The organism is Photorhabdus luminescens subsp. luminescens (assembly GCF_001083805.1).
GTDB lineage: Bacteria > Pseudomonadota > Gammaproteobacteria > Enterobacterales > Enterobacteriaceae > Photorhabdus > Photorhabdus luminescens.
The window spans coordinates 1-16,625 of record NZ_JXSK01000003.1; the positions used below are offsets into that span (position 1 = coordinate 1).

The 16,625-nt window shown below is 50.9% G+C and carries 11 protein-coding genes and 5 pseudogenes; 13 read left to right on the forward strand and 3 right to left on the reverse strand.

The genetic code is table 11. The annotated features are described in order from the left end of the window. The first annotated feature begins 97 nt into the window (after positions 1-97). A complete protein-coding gene (locus tag TI10_RS08170; protein ID WP_049582839.1) occupies positions 98-307 on the forward strand; it encodes a hypothetical protein in 210 nt (69 codons plus the stop codon). A gap of 13 nt (positions 308-320) precedes the next feature. After that, positions 321-659, forward strand: coding sequence for a DUF6572 domain-containing protein (locus tag TI10_RS08175; protein WP_049582794.1), 339 nt, complete (start codon positions 321-323; stop codon positions 657-659). Between the two features lie 137 nt (positions 660-796). On the opposite strand, the gene TI10_RS08180 is transcribed toward TI10_RS08175, so the two are convergent. Further along, positions 797-1,054 (reverse strand): hypothetical protein, encoded by a 258-nt coding sequence (locus TI10_RS08180; protein ID WP_155416468.1) that lies wholly within the window; start codon positions 1,052-1,054, stop codon positions 797-799. A gap of 15 nt (positions 1,055-1,069) precedes the next feature. Then, positions 1,070-1,468 (reverse strand): helix-turn-helix domain-containing protein, encoded by a 399-nt coding sequence (locus tag TI10_RS08185; protein WP_049582796.1) that lies wholly within the window; start codon positions 1,466-1,468, stop codon positions 1,070-1,072. A 98-nt stretch (positions 1,469-1,566) separates the two neighbouring features. On the opposite strand from TI10_RS08185, the pseudogene TI10_RS08190 reads away from it, so the two are divergent. The 8 genes and pseudogenes from TI10_RS08190 to TI10_RS08235 all read left to right on the forward strand — a co-directional run bounded on the left by TI10_RS08190 (position 1,567) and on the right by TI10_RS08235 (position 12,154). Next, positions 1,567-4,848, forward strand: a pseudogene (locus TI10_RS08190) (toprim domain-containing protein). After that, on the forward strand, positions 4,835-5,935 hold the full coding sequence (gene xerC, locus TI10_RS08195; RefSeq protein WP_049581113.1) for a site-specific tyrosine recombinase XerC: 1,101 nt from the start codon (positions 4,835-4,837) through the stop codon (positions 5,933-5,935). The pseudogene TI10_RS08190 and the gene xerC overlap by 14 nt, the downstream one beginning before the upstream one ends. Positions 5,936-6,145: 210 nt before the next feature. After that, a complete protein-coding gene (locus TI10_RS08200) occupies positions 6,146-6,343 on the forward strand; it encodes a hypothetical protein (RefSeq protein ID WP_049581114.1) in 198 nt (65 codons plus the stop codon). 483 nt (positions 6,344-6,826) lie between these two features. Then, positions 6,827-7,777, forward strand: a pseudogene (locus TI10_RS08210) (DNA/RNA non-specific endonuclease); the annotation flags it as partial. After that, complete coding sequence (locus tag TI10_RS08215) at positions 7,774-8,106, forward strand: hypothetical protein (RefSeq protein WP_036843887.1); 333 nt, start codon at positions 7,774-7,776, stop codon at positions 8,104-8,106. The pseudogene TI10_RS08210 and the gene TI10_RS08215, both read left to right, overlap by 4 nt. Positions 8,107-8,344: 238 nt before the next feature. Beyond that, positions 8,345-9,811 (forward strand): annotated as a pseudogene (locus TI10_RS23585) (VENN motif pre-toxin domain-containing protein); the annotation flags it as partial. A gap of 1,217 nt (positions 9,812-11,028) precedes the next feature. Further along, positions 11,029-11,634, forward strand: a complete 606-nt coding sequence (locus tag TI10_RS08230; protein ID WP_049582842.1) for a hypothetical protein — start codon at positions 11,029-11,031, stop codon at positions 11,632-11,634. A 247-nt stretch (positions 11,635-11,881) separates the two neighbouring features. Beyond that, positions 11,882-12,154: a contact-dependent growth inhibition system immunity protein gene (locus TI10_RS08235; RefSeq protein ID WP_049582843.1), complete on the forward strand. Its 273-nt coding sequence runs from the start codon at positions 11,882-11,884 to the stop codon at positions 12,152-12,154. Between the two features lie 121 nt (positions 12,155-12,275). On the opposite strand, the pseudogene TI10_RS26600 reads toward TI10_RS08235, so the two are convergent. Continuing rightward, positions 12,276-12,341 (reverse strand): annotated as a pseudogene (locus tag TI10_RS26600) (SymE family type I addiction module toxin); the annotation flags it as partial. A 43-nt stretch (positions 12,342-12,384) separates the two neighbouring features. Here TI10_RS26600 and TI10_RS08240 point away from each other — a divergent pair. From TI10_RS08240 to TI10_RS08250, 3 genes and pseudogenes are all read left to right on the forward strand, one after another. Continuing rightward, positions 12,385-12,756 (forward strand): hypothetical protein, encoded by a 372-nt coding sequence (locus TI10_RS08240; RefSeq protein ID WP_139180553.1) that lies wholly within the window; start codon positions 12,385-12,387, stop codon positions 12,754-12,756. Next, a complete protein-coding gene (locus TI10_RS08245; protein ID WP_244161549.1) occupies positions 12,753-13,277 on the forward strand; it encodes a hypothetical protein in 525 nt (174 codons plus the stop codon). Before TI10_RS08240 ends, TI10_RS08245 begins: the two co-directional genes overlap by 4 nt. Positions 13,278-13,405: 128 nt before the next feature. Further along, a pseudogene (locus TI10_RS08250) lies at positions 13,406-15,919 on the forward strand (hemagglutinin repeat-containing protein); the annotation flags it as partial. Between the last annotated feature and the right edge of the window lie 706 nt (positions 15,920-16,625).

Below are 16,625 nucleotides of genomic sequence, written 5' to 3' on the forward strand. Positions count from 1 at the left end.
GAACAATCTACTTACGATAAATTCAAAGTTGATAAAGTTGAATCAGCACGAGAAATTACTGTCAAAACAGATAGTAATACAAAAATAAAGGGTTGACATGATAGGCAAAGATAAAGAAGGAAACATTATCTGTGTTGAATGTAAAAGCTCATCAACTGCTCCATTAACAACAAATCAAAAGAAAGGTTTTCCTGAACTTGAAACCAAGGGGGGCACTGTCGTTGGAAAAGGAAAACCGGGTTTTGAAGAAGGGAGCAAAATACCGCCAACCAAGGTTGACATTATCAGGCCCACTTCTAAAGATTAAGTAAGGAGTTAATATGTCTATAGAAGATGTGAACAAAATAGATATGATAGGTATACCTAATGACAATGAAAACTTAGTTGTTCTGGGATTAACTGATCATTTATCGTGGAGTGGTTCGATAGAAGAACATTTACTAAAACTACAAGAAAAAATAAATAGTTATATTCGTTTTATTGAAAGCGGAGAGATATACGAAAGCTTTCCTGCTTCTTGTGGAAAAAGTGAAATATTAATAGAAGTTTATTTTAAGTATTATATCCCACATGAATGTGCTGATTTTTTGGAAAAGGTTGGGGAAATTCTTGCACCTGTTAATATTCAGTTAAGATATGAAGAAGGTGATATTGCTTAAAATAGATGTATTAACTATGTGATCTCAATGACTAAATTAGCGCAGAAGGCTTGCTCACTGCGCTAATTTCGATCTTTTTTAACTTTCCAGCTGCAAACTCAATCTTCCGTAACAACTTGAATAATCAATTGTCCCGTTCAACTCTCACCTGCACCGCCTGTCCGTGGCAAATCCCGCCTCTTCCAGCCAGTGCCTTGAGGTGCAAACTGGGGGCTGGCTGTAAATAGCGAGTGATGCCATGTGGCGGTCGGCATGACATCGGCTGATATAGCCGACTTTATAGCGGCGCTGGGCTTTCGAACTGTTTGAGTTTGCATTACAATCGCGTTCAGCCATAAATCAACTCCTACATAGTTGGTTATGTGGTCAGCGGCCATCATGAGGTGCGAACTCATGGTAGCCGCGTCATCTCAGCGCTTGGCGCTCTTCATAACAACTTTTTCCATCATTGACTTGGTGACAAAACTGTCAATCACCATAATCAACGCCTTCTGCTCCTCATCGGATAACGAATCAGCCTGTTGCCAGAGTTCATGCAATATGTGGTTACGTATCTTCACATCTTTGCTGGTCTCGCAGCGGCCAACCAGTTCATCGAGAGAAACCTGTAAAACATCAGCCAGCTTAATCAAGGACTCCAGTTGAGGGACGATGTGTCCCCGCTCCCAGCGGTTATACACTCTGGGTAGTACCTCAATCATCTCGGCAAGCCGTGATTGGGTTAATCCCCGAGCTTCTCTGAGCATCTTAAGCCGTTCAGAAAATACGGACATATCAATACCTGTTTGCAAAACACAAATGTCCGCCATTGTACCCCTTCCTTTTTAGCTGGCTGTTGTAAAGTCTCTTTTTGTGATTATTATATATCGCAAACATGTCTATTGACAAGGTTCAAAAGGAAAGACTTATGACCCGCACTCCCGATACCGATTTAGCCCGCTTAAAGCAGTCCGTCTCATTGCTGGGGCTGGCGCGTAAGCAGGGCCGTCCGATGAAAAACACGCGTGAGGATTATGTGCTGCGCTGCCGTTCCACAATGAGAAAACGCCTCAATGTCATCTCACCGGCAAAAACCTCTATCACTGCTTGCTGTGCGCCGCGGGTCGGTGCTGGACTGGTGATACAAACGGAAGGGGGACGCTGAAATTGCTATCCGCCGGCTGCGGAACTGGCGGTTACCGGACATGGACAATGCCGTGGTGGCGCTTCTTCTTTAGCCGCCCAGCCGGAATCACAGGCGCCCCCTGCCGCGCCCGAAACTGGCCGATCTGGACGATGACGGGCAGGCGCTGTTGCGCCAGGTGGATTGATTTATCATCAGAATTTACTGGCGTCACCGGAAGCGAAAGAATGGCTGGACGACGCGGACTCAATCATCCTGAACTGGTCAGTCACTTTAAGCTGGGGTACGCGGGCCATCACGGATCGGCGGTTCAGCGGGGTTATTGCCGTCCAAAGCAGTCAGGAAGGCAGCAACGCGTGACAAGCTATCGGGTCTGGGCGTGTGCGTACGACCACCCGGCAGGATCACTTCCGGGGCTGCGTCGTGGTGCCGGTGATCGGCTGGGCCGAATCGGCCAGTGTAGCCAGCCGCGGCGGGTGCTGCAACTGTATGGCCGCCGAACCCAGCCGATTACAAGGTGCTGAAAGACAGCCCGAAGCATCTGTACCTGCCGTCGCCACTGGCGGGGTCTGGAACGAGGAAGCGATGAAAGCGGCTTCGGAAATCATCCTGTGCGAAGCACTGATCGATGCGATGACCTTCTGGTGCGCCGGTTCCGCAACGTGATCGCCGCCTACGGCGTGAACGGTTTTAACCGCGATCACTCTCGACGCCTTGCAGTATCACGGCGTGAAACGGGTGCTGATTGCCTTTGACCGGGACGAGCCGGAGACCGTGGCGCGGCCAGTGTGGCGGCTGACTTACTGGAATCCGGCATTGAGGCGTGGCGGGTGCAGTTCCCGCCGGGCATGGATGTCAATGACTATGCCGTCAAAAGTGGCAACGCCGAACATGCGCTGGGGCTGGCCCTGCAACAGGCGGTCTGGTTGGGACAGGAACGGCACCAGGTGCAGTGTTCAGTCATGAGCGGCCCGTCTCGTCAGATATGACGGAAAAGCCTCACAATGCAGATGTGGCTAAACCGGCTGCCTTAGCCGCCCCACCAGAGCTGACTGTTGCCCCCGTGCCTTGTGAGCGCACGGCCTGCGGTGAACTGCTGATGAAAAGCGGGCCCCGGTCTGGCGGATACGGGGATGAAAAAATCGCCGGTGCCCGATGTGATGAAAGTCAATGTGCAGGTGCGGGATGAAACGTCCGGCCTGTTCCATGTGGATACACTGGACATGTATCACGCGCGGCATCGTCAGAACTACATCAGCACGGCGGCGCAAGAGCTGGAATGCGAGCTGTCGGTCATCAAACGCGAAGCCGGGCGGGTCTTGCTGATGCTGGAGCAGCAACAGGACGCGCAACAGCAGGCCGACGCCGAAGCCTCAGGGACAACCGCAGTCACGGTCAGCGCAGAAGATGAAGCCGCCGCGCTGGCGTTGCTGACATCGCCAAACCTGACAGAACAGATTATCAACGACATGGCCGCCTGTGGCGTGGTCGGCGAATCGACCAATCTGCTGACCGGGTATCTGGCGGCGGTCTCGCGCAAACTGGATAAACCGCTGGCCGTGTTAATCCAGAGCAGCAGCGCGGCGGGGAAATCCTCCCTGATGGACGCCGTGCTGAACCTGATGCCGGAAGAGGAGCGTATCCAGTACTCGCGATGACCGGACAGAGCCTGTACTATCTGGGGGAAACCAGCCTGCAACACAAGATACTGGCTATCGCCGAAGAGGAAGGCGTGCGGCAGGCGGCCTATGCCCTGAAACTGTTACAGTCCGACGGCGAGCTGAAAATCGCCAGCACCGGCAAAAACGAACAGAGCGGCGAACTGGTGACGCGGGAATACAAGGTGCAGGGACCGGTCATGCTGATGTTAACGACGACGGCCATTGATGTGGATGAAGAGCTGCTGAACCGCTGTCTGGTGCTGACGGTCAACGAATCGCGCGAGCAGACGCAGGCCATCCACGCGATGCAACGGCACCGTCAGACACTGGCAGGGTTGCTGGCTGACTCAGAGAAAGGTTATCTGACGCAGTTACACCAGAACGCCCAGCGCTTGTTAAGGCCGCTGAAAGTGGTCAATCCTTACGCCCATCAACTGACGTTCCTGTCAGACAAAACCCGGATGCGGCGCGACCATATGAAATACCTGACGCTGATACAGGCCATTGCCTTGCTGCGCCAGTATCAACGTGAAGTGAAGAAAACGACCCACCGCGGACAGGTCATCGAATATATCGAAATCACCCAAGACGACATTACCCTCGCCAACCGGCTGGCGCATGAGGTGCTGGGGCGCACGCTGGATGAAATGCCGCCGCAGACGCGTAAGCTGTTACTGCTGATACAAGAGATGGTGAACGCACAAGCGCAAATCCAGCACTGCCAGCCAAACGAAGTGCGCTTTACCCGGCGGGATATCCGCGCCTTTACCCACTGGAGCGACAGCCAGCTCAAGAACCACTGTCAACGGCTGACGGAAATGGAATACCTGTTGTTGCATGGCGGCAGCCGGGGACACCTGCTGCATTATGAACTGCTGTGGGACGGGGAAGACAACGGCGCAGCCCACCTGTGCGGCCTGCTGGATGTCGGAGAACCGGACTCAGAAACCGCCGGCAGTGAACGCAAGTCTGACCCGGAAGGTCGCAAGTCTTCCCCAAGTCCGGGCAAGTCTGGCCTGAGTCTGGGGAAGAAAAACCCGCATCAGCCCGGACAGCACAAGAGTCAGCGGGGGCACAAGTCCGGGCAGATGAAAACGCTATTATTAAGGAAAATAATCACAGAGACGCATTGCCCGTGCCCGACAGGGATAAAACATCGGAAGCCATCCCGACAGGTCATGAGAGCAAGTCTGACTTAAATGAACGCAAGTCTGCCTCAAGTCTGGGTCAAGTTAGGGTCAAGTCTGGGGTGAAAAAATCCCCATCAGGGCAGACAGAACAAGGGTTCAGCGTGCCACAAGTCGGGGTAACGGAAGACACAGTGATAAAAGGAAAAAAGAAAACGCGCCCCTTGTCTGCGCCCGCCACTCAATCTCAACCGGAGGTCAATCATGGCAAACCGTAAACCGCGCAAAGGAAGTCTCCTGACCGTCGATGACGTCTACCGTCAGCCGGTGGGTCCAGCGCATGACCCAAAAAGCCTGTATGCGCTGCTGCTGCGCTTTGTGGCGTGGCGGCAGGAGCGGAACTGGTCGGAGACGACATTGAAAGTGCAGACCCATCATACTTACCGCTTTATCCTGTGGGCCACCGAACGGGGCCTGTACTCTGCCGCTGATATCACGCGGCCAATACTGGAACGTTACCAGCGCTACCTGTACCAGTACCGCAAGACCAACGGGGAGCCGCTGAGTATCCGCACCCAGCGCACGCAGTTGCAGCCGTTGCAGGTGTGGTTCAAATGGCTGACGAAACAGAACCTGATACTGGCGAACCCGGCAGCGGACATTGAATTGCCGCGGGAAGAAAAACGGCTGCCAAAATATATCCTGAGCATTGATGAAATCGAGCATATCCTGTCGCTGCCTGACCCGCATACGTTGCAGGGCGCACGCGACCGGGCATTGATGGAACTGCTCTGGTCAACGGGGATACGGCGCAGTGAAGCGGCCCGGCTCGATATCTACAGCATTGACGGGGCACGCAAAACGGTGACCATCCGGCAGGGCAAGGGCAATAAAGACCGGGTATTGCCCCTCGGCGAACGGGCCTTAAGCTGGCTCCAGTTCTATCAGCAACAGGTTCGCCCGCAACTGCTGGTCACCCCGGACCTTCAATCGCTGTTCGTGGCGATGGACGGTCTGGACGGGTTGCAACCGAACGGTATCACCCATGCCGTGAGCGGCTATATCCGGGCCGCCGGCATTGAGAAAAAAGGCGCCTGCCACCTGTTCCGGCACGCGATGGCAACCCAGATGCTGGAGAACGGGGCGGACCTGCGCTGGATACAGGCGATGTTAGGCCATGCCAGCGTGGAATCCACCCAGGTGTATACGCAGGTCTCTATCCGGGCCTTGCAGGTGGTACATGCCAGCACCCACCCGGCGGAGCAAATGGCCGACGAAAAAGTCAGCGACGCCGATGAGGTGGGTTTACTGGCCGACCTGTACGCCGAAGCTGACACGCCGCCAGACAGCCCGACGCCGACTTGACACCCCGATATCCGCTGACTGTCCGCCCGCCCCCGTTAAGCTGGGCGGGTTCGGTGTGGGGGCAGACCGTGGCCGGACTGCCCGTTGGCATCGGCGCACGCGGGGGTAAATAGTCGTCAGGCGGCTTAACCTCTGGCGTCCCCGTAGAGCCGGTCCAGGCCGCCCAACGCCTATTCAACATAATGCGAGGGAATTATACGCACTGCGCCGATGAGCAAAGGTAACAACCTGAGCATCCATGAGCGGCTTAATGCGTATAATTGGCATTATGTCTGGCGCCCCCGCGGGTTGGCATTGGCGGGTGTGGCGCACAAGGCTGGCGCCTTCTGCTGTCAGCATCTGAGCCGGCCATCGGCAACTCAGCGTGCTTCTTTAGCTGCCGCGTTATCGTCCAGTCAACACCCCTGAAGGCAGGTCGGCCTGCGGCCTCCGCTAATTTACCGCCCCCCGCCCCAACCCTGCTTCACTGGCTGCGCGCGGCTCACACTGCGCTGCGCTCCGTTGCTCGTTCCCGTGCTCGCCATCGCCGCCCCGTGCAGCCCCCCGGGGGGCTTCCCTGAACAAAACCGTGTGGTCATGCAAGGCTATGCGCAACCCGAAGCCACAGTGCCTCAGAGCGTCGCAGGGGCGCCGCTTGCGGGCTCTATGCCGCCCGCGCCCGCAGAACGGTCACCCGCCGCCCAAGCAAGTTGGGCGACGTTCGCCCGTTGCCGAAAAAGGGACTCCCCTGACAAGGGCACGGCGGGAAAAACCGGCCTTCGGAGGCGAAAAGCGCGTCAGGGAGTTTTGGGTTCGGCGGTGAACGGACATGGGAAAAAACGGGTTGTAACTGACTGATGGCATTAGGAAAATCGCTGTTCGTCGGTGAGGTTCGCAATGGAATGCGTTGTTGTGGAGAATAACTTTTTGAGCGCTGACCAAATCGATGATTTTGCGGCCAGAGCCAAAGGGTGCGAGGCGCGTGGCGACTGCAATCAGATCGTGAAAGAAATGGAAGATTTGAGTCTGACGCAACGCAATGAGTTGATTGTGACCTGTGCTTCCGATCCTGCGGCTTGTAAAGAAAAATACGGTGAACTCCCCGCCAACAGTATGTTAGTACGTCAGGCGATTGATAAGGCACTGGGTGAAGATATTCCATGGAGCATGAAGAATGATCTGTCTGTTTTGCTGATGCAGCAAATGGATGAATCAGGGATTGTGACCAGTACGGAGTTTGCGCAGAAACTTGAGAAACAGTTCGGTCTGGATAAGCAGCGTGCGGAAATTTTGGCGGGTGCCGCATTAGGGGCTGTAACCGGTGGAATGAGCAACAGAGGGGGTAAGCCTGGTGCCGTCACCGAAGGAAAGAATGTTGTTATCGTAGACTCAGGTAAGAAGAGGGCTTGGAATAAGACGCTGAATAAACCTGAGCCGAATACGGTCTATCATGTTGATGGAAATAAAACATTCCAGACCGATTCACTTGGTCGCACTAGCCTTGCTGAAGGATCTCTGTCTTTGTCCAAGAATGATCGTAATACTTATCAACAGTGTAAAGCCGGTAAATGTGGTAATCCAGGAGATGAAGGTGGCCACTTAATCGCCAGTATATTTAATGGGCCTGGTGAAAAATTAAACCTTGTGCCAATGGATGGAAACCTGAATAAAGGTGCTTGGAAACAAATGGAAAATACTTGGGCTAGTGCTTTGAAGGAAGGTAAGCAAGTTGATGTTAAAGTTGAACCTGTTTATAAAGGTAATAACGTACGTCCCGAAAGTTTTAGCGTAACGTATTCCATTGATGGAGGTAGGCCAATAGTGAAAGATATTAGCAATATACCTGGAGGCGGGAAGAAATGAAGGAATTAGATACTCTTCATAATAAAATTGGTCAATTGCTTGTTGATGCTGGCCCAGAGGATGCACGGGAAATAATTGTGTGTGCTAGGTTATCTCCAGAAGGTGATACTTGCGAATATGAGTATGATTATACAGATAACAAAGGGCATCAAGACTGGTTTGTCCCTGATAAAAACGCTAGCTATGATCTTAGATTATTATTAGTAGAATTGAGGAAATACTACATAGAAAACCATCTCACTAATGGGCTTCCGGCATGGAATGGTTGTTTAGTTAAAGTGGATCTTGAAAAGATGAAGATCAATATAGAATTTAAATACGAAGACTAACCAGAAAGAGATCCCAGCCGAGGTGCTGGGATTTTTCCTTTAGTCGTCTACTGAATAATGATCTTATCAATACCTATTTCACACGAATGTACGCAGAGTAAACAGAAATACCAATCCCAAGCATGTAAACTGCCCCCCCGAAAGTTGGACACCCAACAAGTAAGGGGGAAGTTCTCCATGAAGAATTACAGAAAATATTCACTTAAGTTTAAGCGTAAAGTCATGCCGCATTACCACTGGCCTGAATATCCCCGCCAGCGCCAACTACGGCAAAAGTCGTGAAAGCGGCAATGGTGTTAGCCATAATGAAACTACGCTGGACGCAGGACAAACCGTCACCATCAATGCCGGCCGAGATGCCACGCTTAAGGGCGCTCAGGTCAGCGGCGAACAGATTACCGCCGACGTCAAACGCCACCTGACGCTCAGTAGCGAGCAGGACAGCAACCGCTACGATATGAAGCAACAAAATGTCAGTGCCGGCGTTAGTGCCACTATCGGTTCAGGTGGTTCATTGAACCTCAGCGCCAGCCGCGACAAAATCCACAGCAACTTTGACTCCGTACAGGAACAAACCGGACTGTTCGCCGGCCAAGGCGGCTATCAAGTGAAAGTGGGGGAACATACTCAGCTTGACGGCACAGTGATTGCCAGTACCGCAGACAAAGACAAAAACACCCTCGATACCGGTACTCTCGGCTTTGGCGATATAAAAAACAAAGCGGATTTTAAAACCGAACACCACAGCGTAAGTGTCAGCACCGGCGGTTCAGCAGGCGGCATGTTCCTCAGTAACATGGCGGCCAATACTCTGGGCGGCGCTAACCGGGAAGGCCATGCTCAAAGCACTACTCATGCCGCGGTCAGTGACGGCGCCCTGATTATCCGGGATAAAGACAACCAACAACAGGATATCACCACCCTGAGCCGGGATACTGACCATGCCAATAATGCTCTCAGTCCTATCTTTGACAAAGAGAAAGAGCAACAACGACTGAAACAGGCCCAACTGATTGGCGAAATCAGTGCGCAGGTGATTGATATCGCCAGCACCGAAGGAGCCATTATCGCCACCAAAGCCGCCCACGCCAAACTGGAGAATATCAGTGAACCGGACAGAAAAGCGGCCATCAAAGTACTGGAGGATAAAGGCGAAACCGACATCACCCCGAAACTCATTCAAGAGCAGATTTACAAAACCGCCTATAATCAGGCATTGAATGAATCTGGCTTTGGCACCGGTGGGAAATACCACACCGCTTTACAGGCTGCCACCGCGGCCATTCAGGGACTCGCAGGCGGCAATATTGGTCAGGCGCTGGCGGGCGGCGCTTCCCCTTACCTGGCTGGCGTGATTAAAGACCTGACCACCGACCCGAAAACTCATCAAGTGGATGTCGTAAGCAATACCCTGGCCCATGCGATTCTGGGGGCAGTGGCCGCGGAAGTCAGTGGTAACAACGCGCTGGCCGGCGCGGCAGGCGCGGCGGGCGGTGAACTGGCCGCCCGGGAACTGATGAAGCACATTCACGGAGAAAATGTTAAAGTCAGTGACTTAAGTGAAGAAGAAAAACAGACCATCAGCACCCTCTCCACTCTGGCAGCAGGTCTGGCAGGCGGTATTGCCGGTGACTCGACCGGCAGCGCCGTTACCGGGGCCCAGGCCGGGAAGAATGCGGTGGAGAATAATTTCTTGGGGGATATCTCACGCGGTGAGCTGGAGAAAAACCGGGAGGCGTTGCGCGAGGGCAAATACACGGAGAAACAGGTTCGTGAGTTGCTGGCGCTTGAAGCCCGTGACCAAATTAACGATGACCTGCTGAACCAGTACCGGAAAGATCCGTCTTCACTCACGCAAGAACAGCAGCATCTGTTCCAGCAAGAACTGCAACAGTATGCTTATGAAAATACACAACTGTACGGAGCAGAAACCGCGAAACAATTGGTCACTCAGTTATTAAAAGAAGGTGACTCTCCGCTTATTCCGGGCAAAGGCTTCCCGTACGCGGGTAGTACAGAGGAGAAGAATGCTTGGGCTGATCGGGAAAGGCAGAAAGCCTATGAGAAGAACGGAGTCATTGGTGCCTTGAACTGGACTCGAACACCAACGGGAGAAGAAAAACTGTTCAAAAAAGCCGATGGCCTAGCCAATACGTATGGCTACCACAAAGATAATGCATCTATCGGTGATTCAGCGATACAAGTGTTGCCAGGCGGTGTCGGCAATGCTATCCGGACTAGTACGGGTATGGCCGGGGCGTATGATATCGGCAAGGGCGTTCGTCAGGTTGAAGACGGCAATGGCTGGGAAGGTGCGGGCAATATCGTTCAGGGTGCCTTAATGGCCACGGGCAGTACGTGGGTTAGCAAGAACGTGAAGCCCCGTCTGGTCAATGCAAGTGGCGAAGTGAACGGGCCATTGCTGCAACAGGAAATAGCCAGTGGGAAGTTCAGCCCTAAAGGACTTGTCGAGGCTATAGATCCTACTGATGAAGCTATAAAGGCTAAAGCAGGTCAAGCATTATTAGACGTGATTAAAGGGTATAAGTCATCCACTCAGGCTGGCAAGCATGCAACTATGGTCGCTGCATATGATCCCGTAACTGGTAAAGTGGCTATAGGAGGAAGTAGTGGTAAAGTAACAGCAGAAATGCTTGACCCTAAGACAGTAGAATTTGTTGAAAAACGACTAGGGGTAAAAATAGGAGAATCCACAACTTTTTGTAACAATCTAGCCGGATCCTGTGCGGAAATTTTTAGTGCAGATCAACTAATACGGCAAGGTGTTGAGCCTTCTGCTATTAAATTTACTGACGCATTAAGGCCAAGGGAAGTTTGGAAAAGAAAAGGTTTAGTAAATGATAAAGTCATAATGGATCCTTGTCCAAACTGTAAAATCGTATTTCCCAAAGGAGAAAAATAATGAATATATTAGATGAAAATTGGACACCTGCATGGGGCACCATATTTACTTGGTTTGCAATGGATAATAAAGGCAAAATTGCGGTCATGGTTAATAATTGCTTAGGTAATTTGCCTAAAACGCTGTTGAAAATTAATGAAGTAGAGTCGTTGCTTGATAGACTTACGGAATATATGTGGGAAGAATCACAAGACTTTACTAATTATCCTAAAAATAAAAATGGCGATTTTTTATTGGATTTGTATTCATCATGGCGTAATCGCCGTAATCTATCTAAGCATGAATTGATAGAAGAAATTAATGATGATTTTGCTGAATCGGCTAATTATAGTGATGCTAATCTGGCAAAAAATAAGGGTTTTTTTGTTTATAATGGAATAGAAGGGTACAACCCAGGTGAAGATTACCCTGTAGGCTATGAAGGTGAAACGAAAATGGGAGACTATTTTCGGTATCTGGTGCCAACGGTGTATGCCTCAATTGATGATTTCCCTGAAGAGTTACGCAGAGGGATTGCAGTATCTGATACGGTTGATTTTACGGTTGATCGTTTACTGGATAATGATCTTATCAATACTTATTTCACCAGAATGTACTCAGAGTAAATAAAAATACAAATCCCAGCCTGATTGAGCTGCCCCCGAAAGTTGGACACCCAATAAGTAAGGGGAAGTTCTCCATAAAGAAGTACAGAAAAAATTCGTTTAAGTTTAAGCGTCAAGTCACTCCACATTACCACTGGCCTTAACCTCTCCGCCAACACCAACCACGGCAAAGGCCGTAAAAGTGGCAACAGCGTCAGCCATAACGAAATTACGCTGGATGCTACCCTAAATAAATCGGGAGAAAGGAATGAAAATAGAAAATATTCGTTATTTATTAGGTTGTTATTTCCATCAAGATTGGAACTGTGAGGCATCTACAGATGAGGGAATTATGAAGCTTTTTGTGGAAAAAGAACAGCCAGAGAAAGTTATGCTTTTAAAAAAGGAATTTGAAGAAATATTGAATAGTGGTGAAGAATTAACGGAGAGTTTTCTTTATGAAAATAATGGATATTATTCTCCATCAGCGGATGAATTAACTGTCTTACAATGGCTTAAAAAATTGAATGACGTTTTATAGTTAATACCTTTAAAATCCCCACAGTAAGGAAGAATCCAGCCTAAAAGCTGGACTCTTCCCCTTTATATCGCTAGCTTTTCTCAACGAGCCGAATAATCAACAACCTATACTCAATGCAGACCTACACTGGCTGCCCGGTAGCAAATCCCTCTTCTTGCAACCAGTTACCCTTCAGGTTCAAGCAGGGGTGTCGGCGTAGCGGCGGTCATACCAGCAGTGTGGTCGGCACGGTGTGCACTGATAAAGGTAAAACTGAATATTATTTATCTGTAAATGGTAAAGCGTGGTCTGGTACTTCACCTACAAATGTAAATATTGGTGGGGTTAATTATAAAGTGATTGTAAGCGATAGCAAAAGCGTCCCTAGTGCACAGAACTCAGATACACAAAGTAATTTCAATCATGCTGAGCAAAAATTGTTTAGCCATATTCAGGATGCTTATAAGGGCCAAAAAGCGAATGTAAATATCGCGGTACAAAATACCTCTCGAAACGAACCAGGCATGTGCACTGGTTGTGGGAATACAAGCCAAACTTTTGCCGAAATGAACAAAGAGTTCAATGTTAATATTTATCAAGGCTCGACAGGTACAAATCAATGATTAATGAAGAACTAATAAACTATCTGCACTCAGTTTACCCTGAGTTAAAAATCGATATCAGTTATATCAGAGGCTACTCTGTAGAAGAAATACAAAAAATGGAACGTCTTTATGACATTGAAATTAAAGATCAATTATATGACTTTCTAACTTGCATGGGACGTTGTAGTGGCGGGCTTTTTGGTGACGTTCCTCTAATTTTTTATCAAGAACAAGACACTGTTCGAGGTGATGTATTGTTTCAATCAGGTCAACGGGAAGAATTGTGTAAAATTCAACTTCATACCCTGTTAAGACAAAAACCGTTTTTTGTTTCAGTAGAAAGCTATACTCAATATTATTTCCTATTAACGGCGTCAGATAATCCTAATTTGATTTATCACTATGATGAAAATGAAGAAACTGTTGAGGTCACAAACTGGACGTTTAATGAGTACTTAAGGCGTGTTGTAGATGTAATCACACGTAACTATAAGGTTAAAACATCCTTTGATCAAAGTGGTGAGTTGATCATTATCTAATCTTTTGACGTAAATTTTATGTAGTAGATCCCGACAAATTGAACTGCCCCCGAAAGTTGAACACCCAACAAGTAGGGGAAAGTTCTGTATGAAGAATTACACTAAGCATTTGCTCACATTTTAATGTGGGCACCGCTTCATCAGACCTGATAGAACACAGCAAACAGACCAGTAAAGGCTTACTCTCCAAATCCTCCGTCGAAACCCATGATGAGGTGCATGAACGCCGGGCGCAGAGCACCACACTCAGCGGCGACCGCGTGACCGTACAAACCGGGAATGACCTGAATATCATCGGCAGTAACGTGGCAGGCACTCAGAATGTTAATCTGGCTGCCGGCAATCAGCTCACCATCACGACCGCGGATGAAGCCCGTCATGAAACTCACTTCAAACAAGAGAAAAAATCCGGTCTGATGGGCACAGGGGGTATCGGCTTCACCGTCGGCAAAGCCAGCCAAAAATCCACCACTGACATCGACAGTAACCTCAACAAAGGCAGCACAGTAGGCAGCAGCCAGGGCAGTGTGACATTCAGCGCCGGAAAACAGCTCAACATTCACGGCAGTGATGCAGTGGCGGGTCGCGATATGCAGCTTTCCGGTCAAAACATTAACATCACCAGCGCGGAAAACAGTCACACCGCCATCACCAAAACCGAACAGAAACAAAGCGGCCTGACCGTGGCTCTGTCCGGCACCGCAGGCGGGGCCCTGAATTCCGCTGTTCAAACGGTTCAAGCCGCCAACAATGAAAGTGACAGCCGTATCAAAGCTTTACAAGGCACTAAAGCCGCTCTTAGCGGGGTACAGGCTGTTCAGGCAGCCCGTCTGGCCAACGCCAAAGGCGGTGACGACAAAGCCAATAACAATCTGATAGGGGTTAACCTCTCCTACGGCAGCCAGTCCTCCCGGTCAGAACTGAAACAGCACCAGACCACTCAACAGGGCAGCAGCCTGATGACCGGGGATAATCTCACCCTCACCGCTGCCGGGACACCAGATCAGAACGGCGATATTCGCATTCAGGGCGGCCAGTTGCAGGCGGGTAAAGACCTGCAACTTAATGCCAGCCGGGATATCCAGCTCGCCTCCAGCCAGAACACCGAACAGACCACCGGTAAAAACAGCAGTCGCGGAGGGTCACTGGGCGTCGGTTTCACTGCCGGACCGGGGGGCACAGGTATCAACCTCTCCGCCAGCGCCAACTACGGTAAAGGCCGTGAAAGCGGTAATGGCGTAAGCCATAACGAAACCACCCTGGACGCAGGACAAACCGTCACCATCAATGCCGGCCGAGATGCCACGCTTAAGGGCGCTCAGGTCAGCGGCGAACAGATTACCGCCGACGTAAAACGCCACCTGACGCTCAGTAGCGAGCAGGACAGCAACCGCTACGATATGAAGCAACAAAATGTCAGTGCCGGCGTTAGTGCCACTATCGGTTCAGGTGGTTCATTGAACCTCAGCGCCAGCCGCGACAAAATCCACAGCAACTTTGACTCCGTACAGGAACAAACCGGACTGTTCGCCGGCCAAGGCGGCTATCAAGTGAAAGTGGGGGAACATACTCAGCTTGACGGCGCAGTGATTGCCAGTACCGCAGACAAAGACAAAAACACCCTCGATACCGGCACGCTCGGCTTTGACAACATTCAGAACAAAGCGGATTTTAAAACCGAACACCACAGCGTAAGTGTCAGCACCGGCGGTTCAGCAGGCGGCATGTTCCTCAGTAACATGGCCGCCAATACCCTGGGCGGCGCTAACCGGGAAGGCCATGCCCAAAGCACCACCCATGCCGCAGTCAGTGACGGCGCCCTGATTATCCGGGATAAAGACAACCAGCAACAGGATATCACCACCCTGAGCCGGGATACCGACCATGCTAACAATGCTCTCAGCCCTATCTTTGACAAAGAGAAAGAGCAGCAACGGCTGAAACAGGCCCAACTGATTGGCGAAATCAGTGCGCAGGTGATTGACATCGCCAGTACTGAAGGGGCCATTATCGCCACCAAAGCCGCCCACGCCAAACTGGAGAACATCAGTGACCCGGATAGAAAAGCGGCCATCAAGGCACTGGAGGATAAAGGTAAAACCGACATCACTCCAGAGCTCATTAAAGACCAGATTTACAAGACCGCCTATAATCAGGCATTGAATGAATCTGGCTTTGGCACCGGTGGGAAATACCACACCGCTTTACAGGCTGCCACCGCGGCCATTCAGGGACTCGCAGGCGGCAATATTGGTCAGGCGCTGGCGGGCGGCGCTTCCCCTTATCTGGCCGGGGTGATTAAAGACCTGACCACCGACCCGAAAACCCATCAAGTGGATGTCGTGAGCCATACCCTGGCTCACGCGATTCTGGGGGCAGTGGCCGCGGAAGTCAGTGGTAACAATGCGCTGGCCGGTGCGGCAGGCGCGGCGGGCGGTGAACTGGCCGCCCGGGAACTGATGAAGCATATCCACGGCGAAAATGTTAAAGTCAGTGACTTAAGTGAAGAGGAAAAACAGACCATCAGCACCCTCTCCACTCTGGCAGCGGGTCTGGCAGGCGGCATTACCGGTGACTCCACTGGCAGCGCCGTTACCGGCGCCCAGGCCGGCAAGAATGCGGTTGAGAATAATGCGCTGGCCTCGCGAAACCTGGGGGATTGCAGTACGCTGTCACCGGCAGCGTGCGGCAAGGCCAAAGAACTGAGTCAGCGGATTCTGGATAAAGGTCTGCCGTCAGTGGAGGACATGCGCGGTAAACTGGCATCGTGTCAGGATGACAGCTACCGTAAAGGGGTCTGGACGGAATACCGGCAGGCCAGTGATGCGACTATCAACACCCTGAAACAGATGGCGTTGAATGGCGAGTTGAGCCGTGAAGAACTGGCCTTTATCAACCATGAACTGGGTAAAGAACTGGCGGTGTCGGGCTATCGTGCCAATGATAAGCTAGGTCGTTCAGAGCAGAGCAGTTGGCTAAATGGTGGCGGTGGACCACTCTCCGGGTTCTTTAATACGGAATTGAGGCAAAAAGAGCTGGAGAGCGCCGGATTATCTAAAGCGGATGCGGCGCAGTATGTGAAGGAAGAGCAACGTAATATGATGTTGCTGGAGACTGCAACCGGGATTATTGGAGGAGCAGCCAGTAATAAGATACAGGCGAAGCCATCATCTGTACCGTCAAAAAATAATGTTGATAAAGGCGTCCTAGCGGAAGCTACACAAGTACAGCCTAACCAAACTGCTAATGTGGGAGCAAAAGGAAATAACTCATCTGCACATCAGCCAAATAATGCGGCAAAAAGTACAAAACAGTCGTCTGAAACTTATTTCCGAGTTGAGGGCGGAG